The sequence below is a fragment of the Kitasatospora sp. NPDC059973 genome (assembly GCF_042737525.1).
GTDB lineage: Bacteria > Actinomycetota > Actinomycetes > Streptomycetales > Streptomycetaceae > Kitasatospora.
Genome location: NZ_JBHWUI010000016.1, coordinates 1 through 24,094 on the forward strand (window position 1 = coordinate 1; position 24,094 = coordinate 24,094).

Annotated in this window: 26 protein-coding genes; 10 read left to right on the forward strand and 16 right to left on the reverse strand. The window is 72.8% G+C overall.

Annotated elements, in window-relative coordinates; genetic code table 11:
* The first annotated feature begins 226 nt into the window (after window positions 1-226).
* From ACFWA9_RS06990 to ACFWA9_RS07000, 3 genes are all read left to right on the forward strand, one after another.
* Complete coding sequence (locus tag ACFWA9_RS06990) at window positions 227-640, forward strand: plasmid mobilization protein (protein WP_380383917.1); 414 nt, start codon at window positions 227-229, stop codon at window positions 638-640.
* Window positions 630-2,351 (forward strand): relaxase/mobilization nuclease domain-containing protein, encoded by a 1,722-nt coding sequence (locus ACFWA9_RS06995; protein WP_380383920.1) that lies wholly within the window; start codon window positions 630-632, stop codon window positions 2,349-2,351. The genes ACFWA9_RS06990 and ACFWA9_RS06995 overlap by 11 nt, the downstream gene beginning before the upstream one ends.
* A gap of 214 nt (window positions 2,352-2,565) precedes the next feature.
* Window positions 2,566-3,348 carry a DUF5677 domain-containing protein gene (locus ACFWA9_RS07000; RefSeq protein WP_380383923.1) on the forward strand — a complete coding sequence of 261 codons (783 nt, stop codon included), beginning with the start codon at window positions 2,566-2,568 and terminating at the stop codon, window positions 3,346-3,348.
* 411 nt (window positions 3,349-3,759) lie between these two features.
* On the opposite strand, the gene ACFWA9_RS07005 is transcribed toward ACFWA9_RS07000, so the two are convergent.
* On the reverse strand, window positions 3,760-4,242 hold the full coding sequence (locus ACFWA9_RS07005; RefSeq protein WP_380383926.1) for a hypothetical protein: 483 nt from the start codon (window positions 4,240-4,242) through the stop codon (window positions 3,760-3,762).
* Window positions 4,243-4,458: 216 nt separating this feature from the next.
* On the opposite strand from ACFWA9_RS07005, the gene ACFWA9_RS07010 reads away from it, so the two are divergent.
* The 7 genes from ACFWA9_RS07010 (at window position 4,459) to ACFWA9_RS07040 (ending at window position 12,143) form a co-directional block, all read left to right on the forward strand.
* Window positions 4,459-5,277, forward strand: coding sequence for a hypothetical protein (locus tag ACFWA9_RS07010; RefSeq protein WP_380383929.1), 819 nt, complete (start codon window positions 4,459-4,461; stop codon window positions 5,275-5,277).
* 88 nt (window positions 5,278-5,365) lie between these two features.
* Window positions 5,366-6,640 (forward strand): acetyl-CoA carboxylase biotin carboxylase subunit family protein, encoded by a 1,275-nt coding sequence (locus ACFWA9_RS07015; RefSeq protein ID WP_380383932.1) that lies wholly within the window; start codon window positions 5,366-5,368, stop codon window positions 6,638-6,640.
* 78 nt (window positions 6,641-6,718) lie between these two features.
* On the forward strand, window positions 6,719-7,969 hold the full coding sequence (locus tag ACFWA9_RS07020) for an acetyl-CoA carboxylase biotin carboxylase subunit family protein (protein WP_380383934.1): 1,251 nt from the start codon (window positions 6,719-6,721) through the stop codon (window positions 7,967-7,969).
* A gap of 112 nt (window positions 7,970-8,081) precedes the next feature.
* Window positions 8,082-9,203, forward strand: coding sequence for an MFS transporter (locus tag ACFWA9_RS07025; RefSeq protein WP_380383937.1), 1,122 nt, complete (start codon window positions 8,082-8,084; stop codon window positions 9,201-9,203).
* A gap of 34 nt (window positions 9,204-9,237) precedes the next feature.
* Window positions 9,238-10,479, forward strand: a complete 1,242-nt coding sequence (locus tag ACFWA9_RS07030; protein ID WP_380383940.1) for an acetyl-CoA carboxylase biotin carboxylase subunit family protein — start codon at window positions 9,238-9,240, stop codon at window positions 10,477-10,479.
* 110 nt (window positions 10,480-10,589) lie between these two features.
* Entirely contained in the window at window positions 10,590-11,594 is a 1,005-nt protein-coding gene (locus tag ACFWA9_RS07035) for a hypothetical protein (RefSeq protein WP_380383943.1), read from the forward strand.
* A gap of 150 nt (window positions 11,595-11,744) precedes the next feature.
* Window positions 11,745-12,143 (forward strand): hypothetical protein, encoded by a 399-nt coding sequence (locus ACFWA9_RS07040; protein ID WP_380383946.1) that lies wholly within the window; start codon window positions 11,745-11,747, stop codon window positions 12,141-12,143.
* A gap of 180 nt (window positions 12,144-12,323) precedes the next feature.
* On the opposite strand, the gene ACFWA9_RS07045 is transcribed toward ACFWA9_RS07040, so the two are convergent.
* From ACFWA9_RS07045 to ACFWA9_RS07115, 15 genes are all read right to left on the reverse strand, one after another.
* Window positions 12,324-12,689, reverse strand: a complete 366-nt coding sequence (locus ACFWA9_RS07045; protein ID WP_380383949.1) for a hypothetical protein — start codon at window positions 12,687-12,689, stop codon at window positions 12,324-12,326.
* Window positions 12,690-13,184: 495 nt separating this feature from the next.
* A complete protein-coding gene (locus tag ACFWA9_RS07050) occupies window positions 13,185-13,346 on the reverse strand; it encodes a hypothetical protein (protein ID WP_380383952.1) in 162 nt (53 codons plus the stop codon).
* A 128-nt stretch (window positions 13,347-13,474) separates the two neighbouring features.
* Window positions 13,475-13,831 (reverse strand): DUF317 domain-containing protein, encoded by a 357-nt coding sequence (locus tag ACFWA9_RS07055; protein ID WP_380383954.1) that lies wholly within the window; start codon window positions 13,829-13,831, stop codon window positions 13,475-13,477.
* Between the two features lie 257 nt (window positions 13,832-14,088).
* A complete protein-coding gene (locus ACFWA9_RS07060) occupies window positions 14,089-15,885 on the reverse strand; it encodes a hypothetical protein (RefSeq protein WP_380383957.1) in 1,797 nt (598 codons plus the stop codon).
* Entirely contained in the window at window positions 15,882-17,096 is a 1,215-nt protein-coding gene (locus ACFWA9_RS07065; RefSeq protein WP_380383959.1) for an AAA family ATPase, read from the reverse strand. Before ACFWA9_RS07065 ends, ACFWA9_RS07060 begins: the two co-directional genes overlap by 4 nt.
* A complete protein-coding gene (locus tag ACFWA9_RS07070) occupies window positions 17,093-17,368 on the reverse strand; it encodes a hypothetical protein (RefSeq protein WP_380384109.1) in 276 nt (91 codons plus the stop codon). The genes ACFWA9_RS07065 and ACFWA9_RS07070 overlap by 4 nt, the downstream gene beginning before the upstream one ends.
* Before the next feature lie 202 nt (window positions 17,369-17,570).
* A complete protein-coding gene (locus ACFWA9_RS07075; protein WP_380384127.1) occupies window positions 17,571-18,362 on the reverse strand; it encodes a hypothetical protein in 792 nt (263 codons plus the stop codon).
* Window positions 18,363-18,378: 16 nt separating this feature from the next.
* Entirely contained in the window at window positions 18,379-18,828 is a 450-nt protein-coding gene (locus tag ACFWA9_RS07080; RefSeq protein WP_380383962.1) for a hypothetical protein, read from the reverse strand.
* A 158-nt stretch (window positions 18,829-18,986) separates the two neighbouring features.
* Window positions 18,987-19,847 (reverse strand): relaxase/mobilization nuclease domain-containing protein, encoded by an 861-nt coding sequence (locus tag ACFWA9_RS07085; protein WP_380383964.1) that lies wholly within the window; start codon window positions 19,845-19,847, stop codon window positions 18,987-18,989.
* Window positions 19,844-20,242: a plasmid mobilization protein gene (locus tag ACFWA9_RS07090; protein ID WP_380383967.1), complete on the reverse strand. Its 399-nt coding sequence runs from the start codon at window positions 20,240-20,242 to the stop codon at window positions 19,844-19,846. Before ACFWA9_RS07090 ends, ACFWA9_RS07085 begins: the two co-directional genes overlap by 4 nt.
* Entirely contained in the window at window positions 20,239-21,087 is an 849-nt protein-coding gene (locus ACFWA9_RS07095) for a hypothetical protein (protein ID WP_380383970.1), read from the reverse strand. Before ACFWA9_RS07095 ends, ACFWA9_RS07090 begins: the two co-directional genes overlap by 4 nt.
* Complete coding sequence (locus ACFWA9_RS07100) at window positions 21,062-21,649, reverse strand: hypothetical protein (RefSeq protein WP_380383973.1); 588 nt, start codon at window positions 21,647-21,649, stop codon at window positions 21,062-21,064. Before ACFWA9_RS07100 ends, ACFWA9_RS07095 begins: the two co-directional genes overlap by 26 nt.
* Window positions 21,624-22,169 carry a hypothetical protein gene (locus tag ACFWA9_RS07105; protein WP_380383974.1) on the reverse strand — a complete coding sequence of 182 codons (546 nt, stop codon included), beginning with the start codon at window positions 22,167-22,169 and terminating at the stop codon, window positions 21,624-21,626. Before ACFWA9_RS07105 ends, ACFWA9_RS07100 begins: the two co-directional genes overlap by 26 nt.
* Window positions 22,166-22,852: an HAD family hydrolase gene (locus tag ACFWA9_RS07110; RefSeq protein ID WP_380383976.1), complete on the reverse strand. Its 687-nt coding sequence runs from the start codon at window positions 22,850-22,852 to the stop codon at window positions 22,166-22,168. The genes ACFWA9_RS07105 and ACFWA9_RS07110 overlap by 4 nt, the downstream gene beginning before the upstream one ends.
* Before the next feature lie 83 nt (window positions 22,853-22,935).
* Window positions 22,936-24,045, reverse strand: coding sequence for an MFS transporter (locus tag ACFWA9_RS07115; RefSeq protein ID WP_380383978.1), 1,110 nt, complete (start codon window positions 24,043-24,045; stop codon window positions 22,936-22,938).
* Window positions 24,046-24,094: the final 49 nt, after the last annotated feature.

Genomic DNA, 24,094 nt, shown 5'->3' on the forward strand with positions numbered 1-24,094 from the left:
CATCCTTCTCCCGCAATCCCCTAGGTGTGTTGGTCTGGGGGCCTCGTTTATGATTATAAGAGACCGCCCCCCGGCACTTGCCCTCGCCCCAAGGGGGGGCGTGGGACGTGGGTGGTGTCGAGCGAGGGCGCTCGACTCCACCCAGGAACCCGGAGCGAGGGCGCTCCGGGAACCGAGGAAAGGAGAAGCCACGACCACGCCACAACCGACAGCAGCAGAAGATGAGTTGACGCCGAAGCGCCGCCCGCGCCGTCGCCACCGCGACGCCCAGCAGCGCCCCCATCGCATCGTCACCCGCTTCAACGCCGCCGAGCGCGACGAGATCATCGCCGCCGCCGAGCAGCGCGAGCAGACCGTCTCACGCTTCGTCGCCACCAGCACGCTCGCCGCCGCCCGCGGCCACAGCAGTGCCCGAGATCCGCAAGACCGACTCGACCGAGCCGTCGACACCCTGGTCTCCGCCCGTGCCCACCTCGCCCGCGTCGGCAACAACTTGAACCAAGTCGCTTTCGCCTTCAATGCCGGCGGCCAGGTCCGGCCCGCCGACCTCGACGCCACGCTCGGCGCGGTCCGCGCCGCCGTCGCCACGGTCGACCGCACCGCCGCCCAGCTCGTCACCGGGGCCGCCGGTGGTCCCTGACGTCAGCCGCGGATCAAAGACGTACGGACTGCTGGCCTACCTCTACGGCCCCGGCAAGCACGACGAACACACCGACCCCCACATCGTCGCTTCCTGGGACGGGTTCGCCCCGGACCCCGGCCGCGACCCGAACGCCACGCTCTCGCAGCTGGAGGCCGCGCTCGACCTGCGGGTCAACCAACTCGGCGACCGGCGGCCCAAGCGGCACGTCTGGCACTGTCCCGTCAGCGCGGACCCCGACGACCGGCTCCTGAGCGACGAGGAGTGGGCCGAGGTCGCCCGCCGCGTGGTCGCCGCCGCCGGCATCGCCGAGCCCGGCGACCCCGACGGCTGCCGCTGGATCGCGGTCCGCCACGACCCGCGGCACATCCACATCATGGCCACCATCGTGCGCGGCGACCTGCGCCAAGCCCGCCTGAACGACGATGCGAAGCGCGCCCAGACGGAGTGCCGGCAGATCGAGCGCGACTTCGGCCTCAAGGAGCTGAACCCGGGCGACGGAACCGCCGCCAAACGGCCCACCAGCGCGGAGGGCCACAAGGCGCAGCGGCTCGGCCGAGACGAACCCGTCCGGCTCCAGCTGCGCGACGCCGCCCGGCGCGCCCTCGCGGGCGCCGCCGACGAGGCGGAGTTCCTGGACCGACTCAAGACGGCCGGCCTCCTGGTCCACCTCAAGATCGCACCGTCCGGTGATGTGCTCGGGTACTCCGTCGCCCACCCAGACGACCGCAACGCCGAGGGCGAGCCGATCTACTTCGGCGGCTCCCGGCTCGCCCCGGACCTGTCCCTGCCCCGCATCCGCAAACGCCTGGGCGCGGGGCCGGTCGACGCTGCCGATACCGCGCAGCCCGACGGCGCGGCGACGGGCAAGGCCCGCACACCCGGCTCCCGGGCCGCCCAAGCCCGGCGCGGCGCGGCCGGCGCGGTCGAAGCCGCCGCCCGCACGATCGACGAAGGCGACGACGAGCAGGTCGCCGCCCAGCTCGCCGGAGCGATCGAGGTGATCGACGTGATCGCCATCCGCGCCCCGGCCGACACTCGGGCCCAGCTCCTGGCCGCAGCGCGGGCGTTCGAGCGCGCCTCGCGCAGCCACGTCCGTGCCGAGCGGGCCGACAACCGGAGCCTGCGCTACGCGGCTCGGCAGATGCTCTCCAGCGGCTATGCCACCAACAGGGGCGAGGACGGCGGCGCGACCGCCATGCTGCTGTCCGCACTGGTGCTGCTGGCCATCGCCGCCGCCCGCTGGCACTCCGGGCGCGGCCACGCCCAGCAGGCCGCCGCTGCCGACGCCGCCGCCCGCGAACTGCGCGCGGCATACCGCACGGTCTCCGCCAGGCCGATGGCGGCGATGGCCACCGGTGGACGGGCGCTGCCTCCGGCGATCCGGGAGCGGCAGGCTGCCGTAATCCGCGACCGGCTGTCCGTCGCCGAGGGCGCTCCGCAGGAGAAGGAGGGGTGGGACGCGCTAGCCGCGACCCTCGCCGAGGCCGAGGCCGCCGGCCACGACCCGGCCGCCCTCCTGGAGGAGGCGAAGACCTGGCGCGAGCTGGACACCGCCGACTCTGTCACCGCCGTCATGGTCTGGCGAGTGCGCCGGATCGCAGGGCTGTCGGCCGCACCCTCGACCGAGCCAGTGCGGCCCGGCACCCCCACCAGGGCCGGACGGCCTGCCGCCCCCGCGCCCGCGCCACGGCGTCGCCCGGCCCGCTGACCGAGCGGGCGCACGGTCGGCGGCGGCGCGCTACCGTGGTCGCGCTCTGAGAAAGCAGCACCGAGGACGCCATCCACCGGGTGGCGTCCTCGGTGTTTCCGTTGACGGCCTGACCCCGATGGGCCCGGTCGTGAGGGACGCGATTGCTCCGGTCACCGCGCGGGTACGGGAAAACGTCGTGCCGCAGAGACATCGAGCGCCCTAACCTCGCGGGATGGCATACAAGTTCGGCGACAACCCCAGCTGCATCAGGCGTTCTCGCCTCCTCACCAAACACCTCATCGACGAGGCGCAGAAGGTCACAGCGTCCTCTCCCGAGGTGCTGGCCGAGGAAGCCGACTACGCGCATCAACTCCTCGGGTGGTGGATGTTCGTGAACCGCCAGGCCGATCTGCTGATGCGGGCCTACGACTCCCAGTTCACGGTGGAGGCGGCTGGTCAGATGCGCAGCATCATCGAGCACGCGCACTTCATGGAGTGGCTGGCGGAGCATAAGACCGAGGGCTTGTGGGCACTGGAAGCCGCCGAGTTCGACCGGCGCAGGAAGCTGATCGAGAACCTCGAACGGATCAAGTGGGAGATCCCCAGCGACATCCTGGTCGGGGACGAGCCGGTCTTCGACTTCCCCGACGCCGCTGCCGAGGCCCGCCACGCGACGCTCAAGGGCCAGGCCAGCAACGTCGCCAACCTGGTCGAGGCTCGGGGCCTGCGGAACCTCTACCCGGTCTACCGCTATCTGTCCTCCTACTCGCACGCCTCCTTGCAGACAGGGGAGGCGTTCGTCGAGCGGGAGCACGGGCAGGCACGAGCGCTCTACGCGACAGGCAAGGTCACAGTCGACGCGAACCGCGTGTGGATCCCGGTCTGCCTCTACCTCGCCGGCAAGGCCATCAGCCCGTTCCTCGTCGGCGACCCCATGAAGCGGCACCTGGAGAAGGCAGCCACAGACGTCGGGTTCGGACCTCTGCTGTCCGAGCGGATGCCCGTACCGATCTGACCAGCCCAGAGGGAGGAAGGCCCAAGCAGTAACCGAACGGATGTACGATTTTGCCATGAGCGCCGCACCTCCACGCCTTCGCCCCGACCGCCCCTCCGCTCGGGGCGACCATGAGGACGCGGTGCCTGCTCCGGTCCAGCTGCTCGCTGGTCCTGGGCGGAGCTGGCCGGCGGAAGCCCGCTGGGCGCAGGCCCAGATCCGCATCGGCGGGCAGTGGCGGTCCGTCCGAATCGAACGCTGGCGGCTGCGTCAGGGCAGCATCCGCTGGTCGGCGCGGGTTACCTGGCAGGATGAGGACGGCCGTCCGGTCAGCGGGTGGTACCTATGCAGCCGGTCCACTGTCTCGTTCGGCGGGAGTCCGAGCAGCGCGAACCGAGGCTGAACGCCGCCCCGAGGTCCGTTTGCGTCGGCTCAGCCGGTTTGGAGCGCGCGATTCCGTAGCCAGTAGTCGAACCACTCGACGGCCCACCGGAAGGCGGTTCCGGGATAGGGCTGTTCCAGGGAGGGGAGGGCGTCCCAGCTGGGATCCCACTGCTTCTCCCGCGTCAGCCAGGAGAGCAGCTCCAGCAGCGGGTCATCGGGGGCACGGTGGCCGCGCCCGGCCAACCCGTCGCGGACCCGCTGCTCTGCATCGGGCGACGCCAGCATGTCGGCGATCTCACACGAACCCGGACCGCGTCCGGGGTCGTAGTCGTCCCGGCTGTAAAGCGCGAGGGCGATGACGTCCAGCGCGGGGACGAAGGGGCCGTAGCTGTAGTGCCGGGGCAGGCCGGGCTCGATCAGCGAGGCAGCCTCGCGGACCGCCTGGTCCCACCGCCGGGCGAGGTAGTCACCGGCAGGGGCATGCCGCTCGGCACGCCGGCCGGCCAAGTACCACAGATCCTTGCTGTCCATCGAGGCGTCTCCTGCGGCTAGCGGACGGGGCTGAGCGTGATCTTCGCCCAAGACGTCCTCGCTGGTCCAGACTCCCACGGCAGCTCCTACCACAAGGTCGGCCGGATGCATCCGGCCGCGCGGCGCGGAATCTGGTGATCCGCCCGCCGACGGACGCGATCAACGCTGCGTCGGCGGGCGCACCACCCCCGTCCCGCGCAGCAGAAGAGAGCGACCGTGGAGCCTGAGCCCCAGGTGACCGTCCTGTTCACCGAGAAGCCCGACGAGCTGAACGCCTACGTCTTCGGCCCCTTCACACCCAGGCCCCTCGACGCGGCGAGGATCAGCCGCCGGTATCCGCACATCACCGGCCCGCTCGAACACCGCGGGCTGGAGTGCGTCGAGGACTTCGGACTGAGCGACTACATCGTCCACGTCCTGCTGCCCGACGGCGGACACCTGACGATCTCGCCTCCGCAGGAGACCGGCGACGTCGACAGCGCCATCCCTGGGTTCCCTGACAGTTGGCACGTCACCCGGGACCACCCGGAGGACGACGACCAGTTCGAGCTGATCTACAACAGCGAGCCCGGCGGCCCGCACGAGCACAACCGGGGCAGCGTGCCCGCCATGCTGGCGGTCCTGTACCAGCGCCTGGAGCAACTGGGCGTCCCCGGCCGCGAGGAACTGCTGGCCACCCAGGCCAAGGCCGAGCAGCTGCTGCGCGAGGCGGGCTTCGTGGACCGATCCACCAACACGGACGTCCGGTTCCAACTGCCGCCCGGCACAACCGGACTCACCGAGCACAGCGCCGCGGTCACCCGCGCCGTCCAGTCCTTCCGGAACGCGGGCATCGGCTACGCCTGCCCCGCCGACCTCCTCGACGTGGTCGTCCACGCCGCACCAGCAGCGGCGCCGTCGATCACCCGCGACTCGGCCGCCCGCGCCACCTCAGCGGCCCTGCCCCCCGTGGCGCTGCCGCCGCCCGCGCCACGCGAGCGGCTGCCCCAGGTGACCACCGGCCAGCCCCACCAGCCCGCCGTCCGCCTGCGGTAGCGCCCCACTCGCACGGCCAGCCCCCGGCGCAGGGGGCCACCCCGCCGCCCATCCCCATCCCGACATGACCAGAAGGAGGAACGTCGGCATGCTTGTCGTGCTTTCCGCTCTCCGCTCCCACCTCGAGGACCGGCTCGTCGAGCGCGGGCAGCAGATCCTCGCCGTAGTGCCGGCAGCCGTCCAGGCCGACCGCCAGGCCCGCGGCGTCCCCTACCCGATGTTGACCGTCGCCTCGTGGGACGACCGGCGGGAGCTGTCCGTCCTCGCCCGCGAACTGGCTGCTCTGCCCGTTGACTCGGTGGTCACCACCGACGAGCCCTGCCTACGAGCCGCCGCAGTCCTTCGCCGCCGGCTGGGACTCCCGGGCCAGTCCGTGGCATCGGCAACAGCCGCCACGGACAAGCACGTCCAGAAGGACGTGCTCACCGCCGCCGGTGTCCCCGTCGCTTGGCACGTCCCGCTGGACAGCGTCGCCGACATCGAGAGCGCCGCCGAACTGCTCGGCTGGCCGGTCGTCGTGAAGCCCCGCCGGGGATTCGCCTCGATCGGCACCCTCCTCGTCCGCGACCAGCCCCACCTCGACCGCCTGCGTGCCAGCGACGCCTTCGGCCCCCAGGCCCTGCCCGCCAGCCTCCACGCCTCCGGCATCCACCGGGGACTGGACCACGCCAGCGGCGGCCTCATCGCCGAGGAGGGAATCGACGTCGCCGCCGAGTACCACTGCGAGATCCTCCGCCACCACGGCCGCGAGGTCTACGCCGTGCCGGGCCGATATCCCGGGCCCCTGCTGGGCACCGCCGTCCTGGGCGCGGTGCTCCTGGGCCCCGACGACGACCACGCCCAGCAGGTCGTCGAACTGGCCCGCGCCGCAGCCGACGCCCTCCAGCTGGAATCCGGGTTCGCCCACGTCGAGATCCTGCGCGCCCGCTCCGGCGACCTGCTGGTCGGGGAGATCGGGCTGCGGCCCGGCGGTGCCATGCTGCCCCACCTGCTCAGGCTCCGGCACGGCATCGACCCCTGGGCGCTCGCCGCCGACCTGGCCATGAACCTGACCCCGCAGGCGGACCCGCGCAGCGACGGCCCGGCCGTGGCTTGGGCCGCCCCCATCGCCCCACCCGGCTGGATCACCAGCATGGACAGCGCCGACGAGATCCGGAAGCGTCCCGGCGTCATCGACGTGCAGCAGCTCGTCCACGCCGGTCAACCGAGCCCCACGCGCGTCGGCACGCTCACCCCCGCCGGCCATGTGTACGCCGTCGGAGCCACAGCCGAGCAGGCCGAGGCCCGCGCCCGTCAGGCCGCCACCGCCTGGCGGATCACCACCAGCGACCGTCCGCCGAACGAAGCCCGGCCCCTCCGCTAGAAGTCCCTCTCTACCCGGACGCCCGCCACCCCACCGCACCCCCACCTCCTTCTCCCGCACACCGGAGTGACCCACCTGATGCACGTCCTCGTCCTGTCCACCGGCAACCCCCTGCTGGAGAACGCCCTCCTCACCGCCGGCCACACCGTCTCCGTCCTCCAGCCCGAAGGGACGGCCGCCGTCCCCGGCACCGCGCGGCACACGATCGCGCACTGGGACGACCTCGACGCCCTGACGGCCCTGGAACACTCCCTGCCCGACGTCGACGCCATCGCCACGATCGACGAGCAGGCCATCGTCGCCGCCGCGCACCTGCGCCAGCTGCGAGCGCTGCCCGGCCTGACGGTGGACGCTGCCCGCGCCTACACCGACAAGGCGACCATGAAGACCGCCCTCGCCGCCGCCGGCCTGCCCGTGGCCCGGCACCGGGTGGTCCACCACGCCGACGAGGTCGGCGCCGCCGCGGGCGACTTCGGCTGGCCCGTGCTGGTCAAGCCCCGGGCCGGGCTCGCCACGCTGAACACCTTCGTCGTCCGCAGCCCGGAGGATCTGAAGGAACTGGTCGGCGCCGGGGCGTTCGACACCCGCACCACCGACCCCACCGGCCGCCTCGCCGCCGGCCACGTCCTGGACTCCCTGCACGAGGCCCCCCACGGATTCCTCGTCGAGCAGTTCCTCGACGTCGAGGCCGAGTTCTTCTGCGACCTCTACGTCCACCGCGGGACCGTGCTCCTCGCGGTACCCGGCCGCTACGACGCCCCGCTCCTGCAGAGCATCGGCGACGCCTCCTTCGACACCGTCCTGCCGCCCGAGCACCCCGAAGCCCAGGACGTCACCGCCCTGGCCACCCGCGCCGCCGCCGCGCTCGGCGCACAGAGCGGCGTCGTGCACTGCGAGATCCTGCGCGACCGCACCAAGGGCCTGTTCGTCGGCGAAGCCGGTGCCCGACCGGGCGGCGGCAGCATCACCGAACTCGCCTCCGTGATGTACGCGTTCGACCTGCCCGCCACCCTGGCAGCCCTCGCCACCGGCGAGGTACCGGACCTGGACGGCACCCCGCGCTTCCCCGCGCTCACCGCCGTCATGATCCCCGCCCCGGCGGGGACGGTGACCCACGTCACCGACCGGGACACCGTCGAAGCGCTGCCCGGGGTCCTCGACGCGGACATCCGCCTCATCGTCGGCCAGCCCGCACCCGCCGGCATCGGCACCATGACCCGCGCCGGCCGGGTGCTCTACGTCCCCGACAACCTCAAGACCCTCGACCAGGAGGTCGCCCACCTGCGCGCGGTGCTGGACATCCGCGTCGAGCCGCACACCGCCGCCTGACCCGACCACACCCGAACCCGACTGCCGGAGCAGCCCCTTGTCGACAGCCGCCGAAACCGAACCGACGACAGCCCCGCCCGCCAACCGTCTCCCGGCCACGTACTGGGTGTTGGTGATCGGGTTCGGTGTCAGCCGCATCGGTGCCGTCCTCGTCCCGTACCTCACCCTCTACCTGGTCACCCAGCTCCACCTGTCGATCGGCACCGCCGGCCAGATCCTGGCCGCGTTCGGCGCCGGATGGGTGCTCGGCCAGCCGCTCTCCGGCGTCGCCGCCGACAGGTTCGGCCGCAAGAGCACCATCGTCGTCTCCCTCGCTCTGACCGCCGCGGCGTACGGGCTGCTCGCCCGCGCCACCACCGTCCCCGAACTGGTGGCCCTGGCCGCCGCGATCGGCCTGGTCTTCGACGCGCCCCGCACCGCGATCACCGCCTGGATCGCGGACGTGGTCTCCGAGCAGCAGCGCGCCCGCGGCTTCGGCCTGCAGTACTGGATGCTGAATGCGGGCGCCGCCGCCTCCGGCATCGTCGGCGGCTACCTCGCCAGCTCCCACATGGGCTGGCTCTGCGTGGTCGATGCGCTGACCTGCGTGGCCTTCGCCGCGGTCATCCTCGCCCTGCCCGCCACCCGCGACCAGCCGATCACCGCCCCGGACCCCATCCGTTACCGCGCCGTCCTGGCTGACCGGCGCCTGCTCACCTTCACCGGCCTGTCGCTGGTCACGCTCACCGTGTACCAGCAGATGGTGTACGGCATCCCGCTGGCCATCCGCGCCGACGGCCTCTCGCCCGCCGTCTACGGCGCGGTCAACGTCGCCAACGCCGTCACCGTCCTGGCGTTGCAGCCCCTGCTCCAACCGCTGATGGAACGAAGCGCCCCCCTACGGACCACCGGGGCCGGGGCCCTGGCGATCGGTCTCGGCATGGGCGCCAACGGGCTCGTCCACTCCGCCACCGGATACGTCGCCGCAGCCGCCGTGTGGACCCTGGGTGAGATGGCCTTCTGCGTCGGCGCCGCCGCGTACGTCACCGAACTCGCACCGGACGGAGCGCGTGGCCGCTACCTCGGCGTCTGGGGCGCTGCTTTCGGCGGCTCCGCCCTGGTGGCACCGCTGATCGGCGCCGTCGCTCTGGACAACGGATCCGGGTGGCTGTGGACCGGCAGCACCGTCCTCGCCTCCGCGTGCGCCGCCGTCTTCGCCCTCCAGCCCTCCAACCGCCGACCCGCCCGCGCCTGACCGCACCCGGCCCTGCCCCTACCGGAAAGATCGCATGCCCCACGCCACGGACAGCACCGTCCTGCTCGTCATCTCCATCGGCAACCCCGCGTACCGCGCCTACTGCCTCGAAGGCGCCGCGCGCCGCCAGCGGATCGTCCTGGTCGACTCCACCGAGCCGACCTGGCAGCTGGCGCACATCGTCGACCACGAGGTCGCCGACCCTCACGACCTTCCCGCCCTGCGCGCCGCAGTCGCCCGTCTCGGCGAACGCCACACCATCGCCGGAGTGCTCACCTGGGACGAGTACTGCCTGCTGCCCGCCGCACAGATCGCCACCGACCTCGGGCTGCCCGGCCAGTCGTCCGCGACCGCCGCGGCGTGCCGCAACAAGGCCGTCGCCCGCGCCGTGTGGGCCGCCGAGGGCGTGCCCTCCGCGCAGTCGATCCGTGCCACCTCGCTCGTCACCGCCAACACCGCCGCGCGCCGCATCGGATACCCCGTCGTCCTCAAGCCCGCCGCGCACGCCGCCAGCATCGGCGTGATCAAGGTCGAGCAGGCCGAGGACCTCCCGGCCGCCTTCGCCTACGCCTCCGAGCAGGCCGCCGGCCAAGGCGCGGAAGGAACCGGCGTCCTCGTGGAGGAGTACCTCGACGGACCCGAGATCTCGGTGGAGTGCATCACCGTGCACGGCATCACCACTCCCGTCGCCGTCACCCGCAAGGCCCTCGGAGCCGAGCCGCTGTTCCAGGAGGTCGGCCACACCGTCGTCGCCGACGACCACCTCCTCGCACAGGTCGGCCCCATCGCCGAGGCCGCTCTGGACGCCCTCGGCGTCAACGCCGGCGTGTCCCACGTCGAGATGCGCCTGACCAGCAGCGGCCCGCGCCTCATCGAGGTCAACGCCCGCATCGGCGGCGACCTGATCGGCCGACTCGTCCAGCTGGCCACCGGAATCGACCTGCCCGCCGTCGCCGCGGACATCGCCCTGGGCCGCGAGCCCGACCTCACCCCCACCCGGCGGGAAGCGGCCGGAGTGCGCTTCGTCTCGCCCGCCACCTCGGGCACCGTCCGCCGCGCCGAGGCCCGACAGGAACTCGGCACCCCCGGCTGGCTGGAGCGGCTGCGCTTCGAGCACGGGATCGGCGAGCAGATGCTCAACCCCGGCCAGGGCGGCAACCTGCACACCGGCCGCCTCGCCCACTTCGTCGTCACCGGTACCGACGCCGACCAGGTCCACGACCGCCTGGAACAGGTCGCCGACCTGCTCGACCTGGAGGTGGCCGAGGCCACCTGACCCGCACAGGCCCCGGCGGGCCCGGTACTCACGACGACCGGGCCCGCCACGGCCCCGACGAACCGCCCGACCGTCCGGCGCCATCCCTCACCTGCCCGACACGGAGACCTGTGGACCTGCACGACCTCGCCGAGGACCTCGCCGCCCGCCTCGCCGGGGCATGGACCACCGAACACCACGCCCAGCCCGCCCCGGAACAGGCCGCAGCACTGGCCGACCGGCTCTGCGGCCCCTTCATCCCCCACCGCAATCTCGACCGCGCCGCGGTCCTCAGCGAACCCGGCCGCCCGCTCGGCCTGCTCGCCACCGAGTACTCCACCCGCAGCGGACGCTTCGCCAAGATCGACACCATCGCCGTGAGCCTGGGCAACCTGGAACTGGACTTCTACCAGGACACCCCCGTCTTGGGCACCACCGCCCCACTGAGCGGCAGCACGACCTCCCCGTTCGAACGGGCCCGCACCGCCCACTTCATCACCCGCCGACTCCTGCCCATCCACGAGAACCTGCTCGACCTGGCGCGCACCGACCTGCTCGAACGGTCCCTGCGCGCCGCCCACTTGGCCACCGACCAGTGGGACGCCGTATCGGACAGCCTCTGCGACGACCAAGGCTTCCCCCTCGACGACCGCGCCTACAGCGCCGGCCTGGTCCGCCGCGACGCGGCCGTCTTCGCCCACCTGGCCGAAGTGCTGCCCCACACCGAAGCCCTGCTGCTCGCCGCCCGCACCCGCCTGGCAGCTCCGGTCGACGACCGCACCCGGTGGTCGGTGAAGGAGTTCGGCCAGGGCCTCGGCGACGCCGCCCAGATCCTCGCGGACTGGCAGGCGGGGCAGCCGAACCGGGTGGATGCGAAGGGGGCTCCCATCGAACCCGGCTTCACGGACGCGCTGCAGCAGCGCAACGAGGAAGCCTGGCACCCGGCGCACCAGTGGCTCACCCACGGCCCGGCAGTGCTCCGCCTCCTTCGCGCCCCGGCCGACGGCTCCGGTGACCAGCGCGCCGCCTCCGCCACCGCCCGCTCACCGGCCCTGGCCAGCATCACCGGGCCAGCCGAAGCCGCAGCGCACTCCGACCGTGATGCCGGCGGCAGCCGAACGGTCCGTTCCCGGTAGCGCCAGGCCAAGGCAAGTGACGACTAGCAGAAGCTGGAGCAGCCCGCACCGCAGAAGGGTAACGATCAGGTATCGGTGTCCAATTTCGGGAATATTCCAGTCGCAGGCCCGGTTAAAGCCACCATCTCCCGTGACGAAAGGGCTTGCAGCTTGTCGGACTCGCCGAGACGCGACCTCAACCCGAACGACCCCTCGAACCTCCCCCCGCTCCCGGCCGACCTGCACATCCCGGACTACCCGGTGATGGTTCCCGAGCCTGCCCCGGGCGGCTCCGTGATCCGCGCCGTCGAGTATCCCGCCGAGCTGAACCCGCGGGGCACCCTCATCGTCTGCGCCACCTGCCGGGCGAACCGGGACTGGCTGCTCCTTGAGACCCGCCGACGGGTCTTCGTGCGGTGCCGGTGCGGCTTCGAGTGGGAGGAGGGCGAACTGGACTTCGACTTCTTCGAGGCGAACTTCTCCTACGCGGACCGGTCCTGGGGTGACGCCGATCAGGCGCTGACGGACCTGGGCTTCGGGGGCGAATTCGCCGGGATCTACTTCAACTGATTCTGCTCCGGCAGGATGCCGGCCAGGACCCTCCGGTCCGGCCGCCGTGAAGTCGTGGCTGATTCGGGGCGAGGACCCGCTCTCGCCCGACGTCTCGACCGCATGCTGTATGCGCCGAAGGGCGGTGGGGCACAAGGGCGTTCCTTGTGCCCCACCGCCCTTCGGCATGTCGCGGGAGCGTCAGTCCGCGAGCCGGTACACCGGACTCTGCGGGTCGCCGGAGGAGGTGACCTCGGCGGAGCGGCCGAGGCGGACCAGGGACAGTCTCGCCGTCGCCTCGCGCAGTCCGGTCCCCGAGGCGATCTGGTCGAGTCGGCCATGACCGTGCTGGTCGAGCCAGCCCCGCACGGCATGGTCCGCATCGGTGTCCAGGCCCCGGGAGATCCAGTACAAGGTCAGCACGCTGGTCGCGAGGGCGACCAGCGCGACGGCGGTCGAACGGCCGGGGCCGCTGAGCGCGAAGACGACGGCTGCCGCAGCGAGGGCGGTGGTGCTCACGGAGGTGGCGAGGGCGGCGCAGTGCAGCTCGTGGCGTGTACGGGGCATGGTGATCAGGATTCCTCCTCGGGGATGGGGGCGTAGCGGGAGGTGCGGAAGAAGTTGCAGTCCGGGCGCGGTGGCCGGATGCGGCACGTGCGGCACGCTCCGGGTGCCGCTGGCCGGATGTGGTGGTGGCACACGGTCCGGCCGCCGCCATGGGCGCGGACCGGGTGGGCGACCACCAGCTCGTCCAGCGCGTCGGGCTCCACCCAACCACAGCGGTCCGCCGCGGGTGCAGAGCCGCCGGGACGGGTTCCGAGTGGAGCGATCAGGTATCGGTCGACGGGGGCGAGGAAGGCCAGCACAGCGAAGACCGCGCGGTGGCCGTCAGCGCCGGGCGGTCCGTAGGCGGTACCGAAGGCACGGCGGACGGCAGCGGGATCGAGGACGTCTCCGGACAGCTCGATCGGATGGGGCAAAGCGCCTCCGAAGGCGGTGGGTTGGACGCGGCACAGGCGTGCCGTGACTGCACGCCGGGCCGTTGGGCCCGGCGCTGCCGGTTCAGCGGTTCGGTCGGCGGAGGCGAGGCGGTCGGTCGCCGAGGGCGTCAGCGACGAGCGGGGGCATCGACCACAGCATCAGGAAGATGGACGCCAGTTGCAGAGCGGCCAGCAGCGGTCGGCCGGGCCACAGCAGCATCGCGTGCAGGAAGCTGGTGTACATAGCGCAGCCGGTCAGCCATTCAGCCGCCGAGATGCGGTGGAGCAGGCGGGCCTTGGCGCGGACAGAGCGCAGGGTGGAGATGGGCGTTCCCTTCGGGCGGGGGCAGGGGCGGTGTGGCGGGCGGGTGCTCAGCGGCCCGGGTGCTCGACGAGGGTGCGCAGGACGGAGAGGACCAGCTCGACGGGGGTGTGGCGGTCGAACCGGGCGCGCCAGCCGGGCTGGCGGGCGGTGCCGTCCAGGGAGATGGTCCAGGTGTCGGCGTGGGGGTTGTCCGGCTGGTAGCCCAGGTACACGCGGGTGCAAGGGGACGCGGCGTGCAGACCGCCGTCGGCGTCGATCACGTACGTCCAGCGGTTCTCGTACAGGAAGGAGTTCAGGTCGTTCGGGTTTCCCTCACCGAGGAGCCACTTGCGGCTCGGCACGGTGTCACCGGGGCGGAGGCTGGGGGCGGAGGGTGCAGACAGGACGACGGTCAGCGGGGTCACCTTCCTAGGCGGGGCACGGACTGAGGTCCATGTTTGCTTGGGAAGGGCCGGATCACATAGTCCCGTGAAGGGCTTCGTGCAAGTTGTCTGCCGCAGGCGAACGCGCCTGCGCCCGAACCGAATTGGTCCGGGCACAGGCGCGCGAATGTCCTGTCTCGATGACCCCTGCGGAGTCTTGGTGAGCCTGGCCGGTGGTGGTGGATAAGTCGCCGCACCGGGGCCTCTACGTCTGATCACCGTGGTCGTGTGGCGGCGTGTCAGCGTGTCCTGCGGATGGCGTCGGTAGCAGCCTTGGCGATGGCAACGGGAGCGCTGGAGGGCCGGGGCAGGTGAAGCAGGGTGGTCCCCGGCAAGTGGAGGGACTCCGCGGTGAGGGTGAGCTGGAGTACGGCGCAGCCGGCGGCGGTGAGCCGCTTGACGCGGGTGACGGCTTGGGCGGTTTCGTCGCTGCCGTACCGAGCGTCGGTGACGATCACGAGAAGGCGGCCGGCACCGGGGCGGCCGAGGTCGAGGCCGTGGTCGAGTGCGTCGATAGCATCGCCCAGGTTGTGACTGCCGCCGCGGGCGTTGAACGTCGTCACACGCTCCGGCGCCCGATGGGTGGGCCGGGTCAGGGCGGTCAGATGCCTGTCGTAGGCGACGGTGGCGGTGCGGGAGTCGGGGCCTGTCAGGGCCGCTGCGCGGGCCACGATCCAGGCAGCGGACGCGACGGGCCCGCAGGCGGCGCTCATAGAGCCGGAGACGTCCACCGCGATCCCCACCCGCAACGGCGGGGTGGCGGTGGAGCGGCGCCGGGTGTGGGTAAACGGCTCCGCGGTGGGCACCGACCCGGACGCGCGCTGGGCGTCGCGGGCGAGGGCGGCCCTCATGTTGAGGCGGCCGGGTGGGGTGGGGCTGGTGGTCCGCTCCTCGGTCCGTTCGCGGTAGGCAGCGGCACGGAGCGCGCGGCTCAGGTGCGCGGCGGCGGTCTGTTCGGCGGCGGTCGGCTTGCGGGTGCCGGTGATCGGGCTGGTGCGACTGGGTGTGCCGTCGGGGCTGACGGTGATGCCGCGGGGGTTGAAGACGGAGCGGGCGGTGGCGGCGGCCTTGCGTTGCCCGTCGGCCCGCTGGGCGCGGTCCTGGGCTTGTGCCTTGGCGTGTGCGGCCATGGCGTCGTCGGCGGCGAGTTGTGCCGCGAGGTCCGCACGGTCGTTGGCGGCCATGCTGTCCATGACGACCACCACGGCGCCGGACAGCAGATCGGTGAGGTCCTCTGGCGGGGCGGGCAGGGACGGTGCAGCAGCGTCCAGAGCCTCGCACCAGTCCTGGGCGTGCGCGAGCATGGTCGTGGCGTCGTGGTCGGCGCACCGATGGGCCGCAGTCCAGATGCCGGTAAGGGTGGCCAGCAGGTCCGCACCCAGGACCTGCTCGCACAGCTCGGCGACCGCCCGGGTCTCGCCCCCGTCCAGGATGCCGACGTCACGGCGACCGAGGATCAGGGCAGCCACGCTGGCGGCGTGCTCGATGCCCTGGAAACTCGGGTTGGCGATGTCGGGCATGACCAGCGTACGGGCGCTGGTGCGCAGGTACGTGCGGTCCATCGGACGCCTGGTCAGGTGGGCGCCTTCGACACGGCTCTCCTCCAGCAGGAGCGCGGCCTCCACGATCCGGGGGTGCGCGCCGGCCGGCTCCGTCCATACGGAGTGGGCGGCATGGGCGGCCTCGTGGACGAAAACTCCCCAGGCGGCGGGATACCTCTCTTCGTCGCCCACGATCCGCGGATGGACCTCGTGGGCCTGAAGAGGGTCGAACAGCGTGGCGTCGAACTCGACCTCCCCCAGGCCGGGGAAATAGGCCGCCGGTGCGCCGCTGCGGGTACCGGGGCGGCAGGTGACGAGCAGGTCCTGGCGGCCGGACAGAGCGACCAGCCGGTCGCCGAGCTCGGCACCCACGCGCAGCCACGCGGCCGGGGACGACCGGGGCTGTGCGGGCGGGGCGCCGTCATCGTCCCAGCGCGCGAGGTCGGCGTCGTCGGCCGCGGTGGCGGAGGACTGGACGTGGTGGTGGGCGCTCATCGCTGGCTGCCCCGGGATGCGGAGCCGGAACTCCCCGGGGGCATCTGGGCAGCCGGAGCGGTCGCGGCGGAGAGCTGCCGACCGAGCGTGAGGGGCGCGACGTCCTTGATGCCGGCGATCTTCTTGACGGCTGAGGTGACGACGTCGCGGTCCTCAAGGGGCGCGATGCCGATCAAATTTCCGAGCGCTGCCTTGAATCCGAGGACGGCCTCCGTCTTCTGAAAGGCAATCAGTTCCCGTAGTTGCGGCGCCCAGCCCAGCTCGCCGAGTTCGACCTGCGTCGCGAGGTGTCGGGCGACCCGGACCACCCGGCGATCGATTCGCAGCGCCTCGGCCAGGTCATAGTCCGTGCCGACCTGGATCTGCACGGAGAACCGGCTCGCGAGCGCATCGGTCAGCACGGCACCGTGCACGTTGGGGTTGTGCCCCGCGACCACGAAGAAGCCGGCCTTCGCCTCGATGGTCTCGCCCTTGTGCGCCTTGATCTGGACCTGCCTGCGTCCGTCCATCGCGGGATACAACGCCGCCAGCACCTTCGGTGAAATCAGCGTCGCGTCGTCGATCAGCAGTGCGCGGCCCTCGGTCATCGCGGTGACCAACGGACCGTACTGCCAGACATAGCCTCCGCCGTCATCGAGCGTGTACTCCCCGAGCAAGTCGCCCACGGTGGTGTCACCGTCGCCGGCGACGGTGATCAGGTCCGGGAACGCGGCCTCGACCAAGCTCGTCTTGCCGGTGCCCGGGGGGCCGTACAGCAGCACCGGGATGTCGGCGTCCCGCAGGCGCGCCAGCGCCTCGACGTCGGGAAGGTCGGCCAGCTGCCGCGGGTGGTAGAGCTGTCCCCCCGCGCGGCGGATCGGGCCGACGCTCTGCTTCGGTGTGCTCGGAGCAGGAACGGTCGTGCGGGCCGTGGCAGCGGCGGCACGGGGAGAGTGGGTGCCCGGTGGGCTGATCACCGCGGCTTGCGCGGCTGCTGCCGTCTTTGCGTTCGCGCGGAACTGCGGCCCGGCACCGGGTTGGTCGGCCTCGCCGCGTCGCACCAGGGTCGTGACCGCTTGCTGGACAGCGCCGTGGGAGTGGCCCAGCGTCTTGGCTATTTCCCCGATGGTGAGTTTGTCCGACGGCCGGTTGGCCAGCAGTTGGGCGACCTTGGCCCGTAGTTCGCCGGGCCTGGCGTGGGCTGGCTTGGCGGGCGGTCCGGGTGTGGTCAAGGCGATGATCCTTCAACGGGTGCGCGTGCGGGCGGGGTTGGCGATGTGCTGGGAAGGCGGGCTGCTGGCGGGTACGGGCGTGCCCGGCCGGGGTATGCCGTCGGCGAGCAGCTCGCTGACTGCCGAGCGGTCCCGTGCGTCGGGTCCGTGCCGGCCTCCGTCGCTGGGCAGGCGCAGCCAGGGGCCTCCTCGAAGCCGGCCTGGAGCAGGATCCGCCGGGCGTGGGCGTTGTACCTGGTGGTGGTGATCTCGCCCGTGCGGGGGTGCCGGATCGCGGCGAAGGGCTGGGCGGTGAGCCCTGTTGGAGCTGCCGCCTCGGTGTCGGCCGTGGTGAGTTGGTCGGCGAGTTCGTCCAGCGCCGGGGCGCCGGCCTTGACGTTGCCGACGGAGTCGAGGGGATGCGAGGTCAGGACTGCTCCGTGATGTGGTGGTCGGTTCGGGGGCTTGGGGGCGCCACTGATCCGCCGGTGCCCGTCAGCGCGGATCCGGGCGCGGACGGGCCGGTCCCGCTGGGCTGTAGTGCACGGTGGGCGTGGCAGGCGGGGGGGAGGGCGGGGGAAGGTATCGCAGGGCCGGGTGCGAGGCGATGCCGTGTGCCCGGGCCGCGGCCGTTCGCCCCACGGGGCCGTCACCGCTGCGGTCGGGGTGGAGGGGGGTGGCGCGGACGAGGTGCCGGAACTGCTCCGGGATCTGCTCCGCCTGCCGTGGCACGGGACGCAGCAGTGCTGCGGTGGCTGCGGTGAGCAGGTAGTCGGGTGCGCTTCGGCTGAACTCGACGGTCCACACGCCGGTACGCGCGGCGGCAGTGAGTACCGGGCCAGGGTCAGGGGCCGTGTCGGGCCAGGAGAGGGCGGCTCGACGGTCGGGTGCGGCGACCAGCCGGTACCCATCGCGGTTGAACCCGGACCAGCCGGAATCCATCAGCAGCACGGTGGCCGTGTGGCCGGTGGCCGGTCCGGCGCCAGCGGTGTGCCCGGTCTCGGCTTCCTGAGCTGCTGTGATGAGGGCATAGGGGACTTCGGCAGGAGCGCGGTCGCAGAAGCGGACTGTCCAGCCGCCGGGTCCGGCCACTGTCCACTGCCGGGCCTGCCGGGTGAGGGCGAGCCCTTCTTGAGGGCTGATGAGGACCAGGTCGGCAGGGGCGTTGAACGGGCGGAACCAGCCGTGCTCGGAGGCGAGGAGGAAGACGATGTCGGTTTCCCCTGGCCCGGCGAGGTGGGCGGGGCGGACGAGGAGGTCGGGACGGGGCGGTGCGGCGGTGGACAAGAAGCGGGCAGCTCCATCAGGTTCGGACTCGGCGCGTGCTGGCGCCGGACGGGGCGGAAACGGTGGCTGGCGGGGAAGCGAGAACGGTGACGTCATGGGCGCTGCGGCCGGTGGCAGCCACCGCCCGGCTGGCGGGGATCGCAGTGAGGGTGCTCCAGCCCGCGCTGTGGCCGACGGCGCGCAGCGCCTGCTGGTAGGAGGGCAGCAATCGCCGGGCGACGGAGGCGGCGGCGCGGACGGGGTCGTCGGTGACCGCGACGCCGAACGGAACGGCGTAGTCCTGGACTTGGTGGGCGAGTCCGTGGCCGACGGGGACGAGGGCCGCCACAAGGTACTGGTGGGAGCGAAGGGGCCGTCGGACGACCACCAGGTCCAGGCCCGCCTGGTGGTTGACCTGGCCGACGCGGTCGTTGACGAAGTCGAGCAGCGCCCAGTGGGCGGTCCCCAGGTCCCACAGCCGGTCCATCAGGGCGTTGCGCTGAGCAGCGGTGGTGTTGCTGCGCAGGGAGGGGCTCCACGGGCCGGGCAGGCGCAGGGCCAGCGCTCGGGTGAAGTCGTCGATCGGTGTGGGGGTCAGCGGGTTCGCCTCCTCGGCGAGATCGGGTCGGGAGCGCCGGGAGGTAGTCAGGACGGCTGCGAGGTCAGGCCGCTGGCCAGCAGCTGGGACAGCCGCGGCAGCGTGAGAGCGGAGTCCAGGCGGCCGGCGGCGAAGTACACCGGCATGCCGCTGGTCCCGGTGTCGCCGGGGCGGGCGAGGCTGTACCCGACCCGGGCGCCCATCTCGTCGGTGCGCCAGCGCAGCAGGACACCGTCGGCGTCCAGGGCGGCGGCGTACTCCTCGACGGTGCGGGCGCCGGCCAGGGCATGGCGCATGCGCTGCTGGAGCCAGACGCGGGACGGCTGGTCCCAGCCCTGCTGCTCGGCCTTGATGATCTCGGCGGTGGTGGGGAAGCTGGTCGTGGCGCGGTCGCCCTGGCCGATGAGGCGCAGGCCCCACTCGGCCTCGATCGCCCGGCACTCGGCCTGGGCCCGGGTCGAGTCGCGGTGCATCGCCGGACGCGAGCCGTCCGGCAGCACGCTGATCCCGGCGATGTGGATGTGGTGGACGGCGTGGCGCACCGCCACCCACCGACACCCTGGACCCTGGGCGGGGGCGAGCCCGGTGGCGGCGACGATCCGTCGAGCCACCTGGGCCCACTGGTCGTCGGTGAGCAGCGGATCCTCGGGGGCGGTACGCACCGAGCAGTGCCACACCCTGCTGGGCGGCATCTTGCCGAGCTCGGCGGCACGAAGCTGGGCGTGCTGATCCAGCCGGGCAGCCAGTCGGCCGACGGTGGCGCCCGGGTCACGGCCGGGGTCGGGGGCCCCGTGCCGGTCCCAGGCAGCGACCAGGTGCGGGTCCTCGTGCTCCTCGCGCCGACCGGGGCCGTAGAGGTAACTGAGCAGCGGGCGAGGCGTGTTGCCAGTGGAGATGTCGGGGATCACGCCGCCTCCAGCACGGCGTCGAGGGCGGCATAGGTCCGCTCGGCGAGACCGGAGAGCAGTGTCAGCGCCTCTTGCCCCCGTTCGGGGTCGGGGACGGTATCGGTGAGGGTGCGCAGCTCGCCGGCCAGGCGGTCGAGCGCTTCGGCCAGCGGTCGGCGGGGGTCCGTGTCGGGTCGGCCGACGGGCCCGTCGGCCAGGGCGGCGGCCAGCGCGGCGTTGGCGATGAAGCCGGAGTCCGTCAGATGTTCGCGTGCCGCGCGCTCGCGGATGGCCGCGAGCGCGGTCGGGGTCAGGCGCACGGACTTCTGCGCGGTGCGGGGCTCGCTGGTGCGCGGGCGGCGGCGCGCCTGCTGAACTTCGGTGGAAATGGGCGTTCCTAGGGGCAGGGCCGTCACCGGGTGCGGGTGGCGGTCGTATCGGGAGAGTGGGGCGAGACCGCGACTGCGGACGCGGCGGGGCCTGCTGCGGCGGAGGGGCTGGTGGCGCGGGCGGCGGCGCTGCGCGGGCTGGATGCGGGCGCGACCTCGACGGGCGGGAGCGGGTTGTCCGGATCGCCGGCACGCCGGGTCCACTCGTAGGCGGCGTCCCGGTCGGGGAAGCCTCCCTCCCGCAGGGTGTACGTGCGGGCGAGGTAGTCGACGTCCTCGAAGAACACCCGGACGGGGTGCAGTCCGGGCTCCGGCCGCTGGTCCTCGGCGATGATCCAGGTGCTGAAGTCGTAGATGAGGTCTTCGTTAGCGCTCGGTGGTCCGCCTGCGGCGTGGGCGGGGTCCAGGACGACATCGGAGGTGTACGAGTTCGCGAACCAGTACCGGTCTCCGGTCAGGGCGAGCCGCCGCTCCAGGTCGCGGCTGGGCTGGTCGGTGGTCGGCAGTCCCTCGTCGCGCGGCGTCACCTGGTCGAGGTCGGCGCCGCGGGAGACGAGCCAGTTCTGCGCGAGCGCCACGATCGGTGCCCGCTCGTACTCCAGCCGGAACGTTCCTGCGCCGAGGTCGCGCTGGACGTGGATTCCGGCGAGCTGGTCCGAGCCGGGGATATCCCAGGTCATCGTGCCGTCGTGCACGACGAGGTAGGAGTCGGTCAGCAGCGGCGTGTGCGGGTTGGCGGTGTGCTGCGCGGCCAGGACGCCGATGTTCCGCTCGTAGGCGAACTCCCACCACCTGCGCCTGTCCTCCTCGGTGTGGGCTTCGAGCTCTTCGACCTTGAGGGCCTCGTCAATGGCGAGGAGCGGCTCGGTCACGTCGGTGATGGGGTTCTCCGGTGCTGGGGGCGGATGCGAGGGCGGGTGCGAGGGTGGGGCTGGAGTGGACAGCGCCGCGGGCGTTGGCTGCGGTGGCGCGATCGGGCGGCGGCGCGGCGGGGGCGGCGCGCTGGTAGGCCAGGACGGTGTGCTCCAGCGTGTCGAGGCTCTGGGCGTACCGGATGCCGAGGACCTCTAGGTCCATGGCGCCCAGCCGCAGCACGCCGTTGGTGTCCACGCCGCGGTGGTTGCCGCAAGACAGCGGGAGCAGGCGGTCGCGGATGGAGGCGGCTTTCGCGCGAATCTGGTCGTCCAGGAGGTCGACCTGGCGGGCCAGGAGGTCGACGTGGTCGGCCAGTTCGCGGTGTGCACCTTCCTCGTCGCGGTGGCGGCGCCGCAGGTCCGAGGAGGACACGTCCAGGTGGTGCCGCACCAGGCGCTGGCCGGCGAGGAGTGGGTTGCCCTCGGCGTCGTAGTACGGCCCGGTGTCCCAGGGGCTGGTCAGGTCGTGGTCCCTTCGTCGGGCAGGCAGATGTTCATCGGCTCCGTGGCCGCGCGGCATTCGCCGGGACAGCGGTCGCCGAAGTCGCCTCGCCGGGCGGGCGGCGGGCGCGGGGGGAGGCGGCGCGCTGCCGGGTCGTCTTCGCCGCCGCGGCGGGCACCGGTGCGGGTGCGGGGACGAAGGGGGGCAAGGTCTCGTAGACCTCGATGAGGGACGTCACCGATCGGTGCAGCTCGGTTCGGCGGGCGGCGAGCAGGTCGATAGCCGGCGCGGTGTTGTGGAGAACGCCGTTGATGGCGGGCAGGTCGGCCTCGTGGCCCTCGACGATGCGCTGCAGGTCACCGCGCAGGGCCGTCGCCAGGTACACGATGCGGGCCTGCACGTCGTCCAGGCGCCGCGCCTCGGACGCGAGTTGGTCGGCGACGGCGCCGTGGACCGTGACGGTTCCGGCGCCGGGAAGACGGCGCGGGTGCTCGACCTGCAGGCGGGTGCACACCAGGCGGGTGCCGAGGTCGACGTTTCCGGCCTTGCGCGGCCTCCACTCCTGGACGGGCCGCCCGGCGCGCGGCTCGGGGGTCACCGGTGCTCCAGGTCAGCGGAGTTGATGATGGACAGGCCGGCTTCGACGGCGGCCTCCAGGCCGTCGGCGACGGGAACGCCGGCAGTGGCCAGGCGCTGGGGCGAGTGGAGGCCGCTGGTGTGCAGGACTGGGACCGCGCCGACGGACAGGGCGGCGAGCGCGTCGTCGACCGTGTCGCCGATCACCAGGGTGCGGGCCGGGTCGGTGGCAGCACCGAGGGCGGCGATGTGCAGGGCCATGGCGGGGGCCTTGCTGCCGACGACCGGTTCGTGGCGGCCGTCGATCCGGTCAAGGAGTCCGGTGATGCCGGTCTTGCCGACTTCGGTCAGCAGCCGGTCGTGGAGGGACAGGGACAGCAGGCTCTGCCGGATTCCGCGCGCGCGCAGCCGCAGCAGCAGGTCACGGGTGCCGGGCTGCAGCCGCACGGGGTGCTGGGCGAGTTCGCGCTGGAAGGCCGCGTCGGCGTCGTGCCACTGCTGGTCGGTGAGGGTGCGGTCGAGCAGGGCGTCGTAGAAGTCCCGGATCGGGGTGCGGTGTTCGGCGCGGTAGCGCTCCAGGGTGATCGGGTCGCTGCCCAGGTCGGGCAGTGTCGTGTTGAGCGCGTCGAGGTGGTCCTGGACATCGTCGCGCAAGGTCCCGTTCCAGTCCCAGATGATGGTGACGGGGGCGGTCGAGTGGTGCAAGAAGGCTTCTCCGGAGACAAGTTGAAGGTGGGGCTGGCGTGCGCCGATCCGCTGGCAGTTGAGAGCTGTGGGTGCCGGGCGGGTCAGCGGCGCAGGGAGAGGGTCAGTGCGGCTGCGGCGGCGCTCGTCAGGGTGAGCGCGGCGACGGGGACGGGGCCGTTGGCCGAGAGTTGCCCTGCCAGGGCGGTTCCGGTGGCGCCGCCGAGGCCGATGACGGCGACCAGCCAGGCCGCGGCCTCGGTGGCGGTGCCCAGGGGCGCGAGCCGGTCTCCCAGACGGAATGCCTCGGCCAACCACGGGGCGAGGAAGAGACCGGGCAGAGCGGCGGCGGCCACCGCGAGCGCCGGCTCGGGCGTGAGCAGGAACAGCGCGAACGGCACGGCGAAGCGCACGCTGACCGTTCGCAGCAGCTGGCCGGTGGGGGCGCTGTGCGCGATCCGGGCCCAGACGATGCCGCCGAGAAGGCTGCCCAGGGAGAGGGCGGCCGGCAGTGCCCCGGCGAGCCAACCGGTGCCGTGGCGGTCGGCCGCGGTCAGGGCGTAGACGTTGAACGACCCCAGGCTCGCGCCCAGGAGCGCGGCGGCTCCCAGTAGGACGAGCAGGCCGGGCGAGCGCAGCGGCCCCAGCCAGTGGGCCGACCGACGCGCGGAGCTGCGGGACCGGGCCGGGCGGCGGGAGGCGACCAGAGCCGTGCCGGCCAGGCCGAGGACGGCGCAGACGTGCAACGCCGCAGCGGGTGAGAAGAGTTGGCACAGGACCGTGACCAGGGCGGGCCCGGCGACGTACACCAGCTCCTGGGCGGTGGCGTCCAGGGCGAAGGCCGCCTGCTGGTCCTGCGGGGCGACCAGGCGCGGCCACATCGCCCGCAGCCCGGCCTCCAGCGGCGGTGTGGCCAGACCGGCGACCGCGACCAGGGCGCACGAGAGCGCGGGGTTGCGGCCGGTGCCGAGGATGGCGAGTGCAGCGAACGCGCTGCCCGCGACGGCCGCTGCGGCAAGGGCGACGCCCGCCAGACGGCGGCGGTCGACGGCCCGGCCGAGCAGGGGTTGGCCGACGGCGGAGCTCAGGGCGTAGAGCGCGGCCAGCATCGCTCCCATCGCCGTCCCCGCGTGGTCGGCGCGGGCGGCGAGCAGCAGGGCGAGCGGGGCCATCGCGGTGGGTAGCCGTCCCACCAGGGTGGCGGTGAGCAGCACGGTGACGTGCGGGGTGCGAAGGACGCTGCGGATCGGGCGGTCGGGGCCG

Excerpts from the sequence above, each read along its gene's own strand:
- ACFWA9_RS07080 (WP_380383962.1), bottom strand. The coding sequence starts at position 18,828 with ATGGACCGGCTGTGGGACCTGGGGACCGCCCACTGGGCGCTGCTCGAC.
- ACFWA9_RS07015 (WP_380383932.1), top strand. The coding sequence starts at position 5,366 with ATGCTTGTCGTGCTTTCCGCTCTCCGCTCCCACCTCGAGGACCGGCTC.
- ACFWA9_RS07060 (WP_380383957.1), bottom strand. The coding sequence starts at position 15,885 with ATGAGCGCCCACCACCACGTCCAGTCCTCCGCCACCGCGGCCGACGAC.
- ACFWA9_RS07050 (WP_380383952.1), bottom strand. The coding sequence starts at position 13,346 with ATGTACACCAGCTTCCTGCACGCGATGCTGCTGTGGCCCGGCCGACCG.
- ACFWA9_RS07100 (WP_380383973.1), bottom strand. The coding sequence starts at position 21,649 with ATGCCGCGCGGCCACGGAGCCGATGAACATCTGCCTGCCCGACGAAGG.
- ACFWA9_RS07005 (WP_380383926.1), bottom strand. The coding sequence starts at position 4,242 with ATGGACAGCAAGGATCTGTGGTACTTGGCCGGCCGGCGTGCCGAGCGG.
- ACFWA9_RS07000 (WP_380383923.1), top strand. The coding sequence starts at position 2,566 with ATGGCATACAAGTTCGGCGACAACCCCAGCTGCATCAGGCGTTCTCGC.
- ACFWA9_RS07030 (WP_380383940.1), top strand. The coding sequence starts at position 9,238 with ATGCCCCACGCCACGGACAGCACCGTCCTGCTCGTCATCTCCATCGGC.
- ACFWA9_RS07045 (WP_380383949.1), bottom strand. The coding sequence starts at position 12,689 with ATGCCCCGTACACGCCACGAGCTGCACTGCGCCGCCCTCGCCACCTCC.
- ACFWA9_RS07020 (WP_380383934.1), top strand. The coding sequence starts at position 6,719 with ATGCACGTCCTCGTCCTGTCCACCGGCAACCCCCTGCTGGAGAACGCC.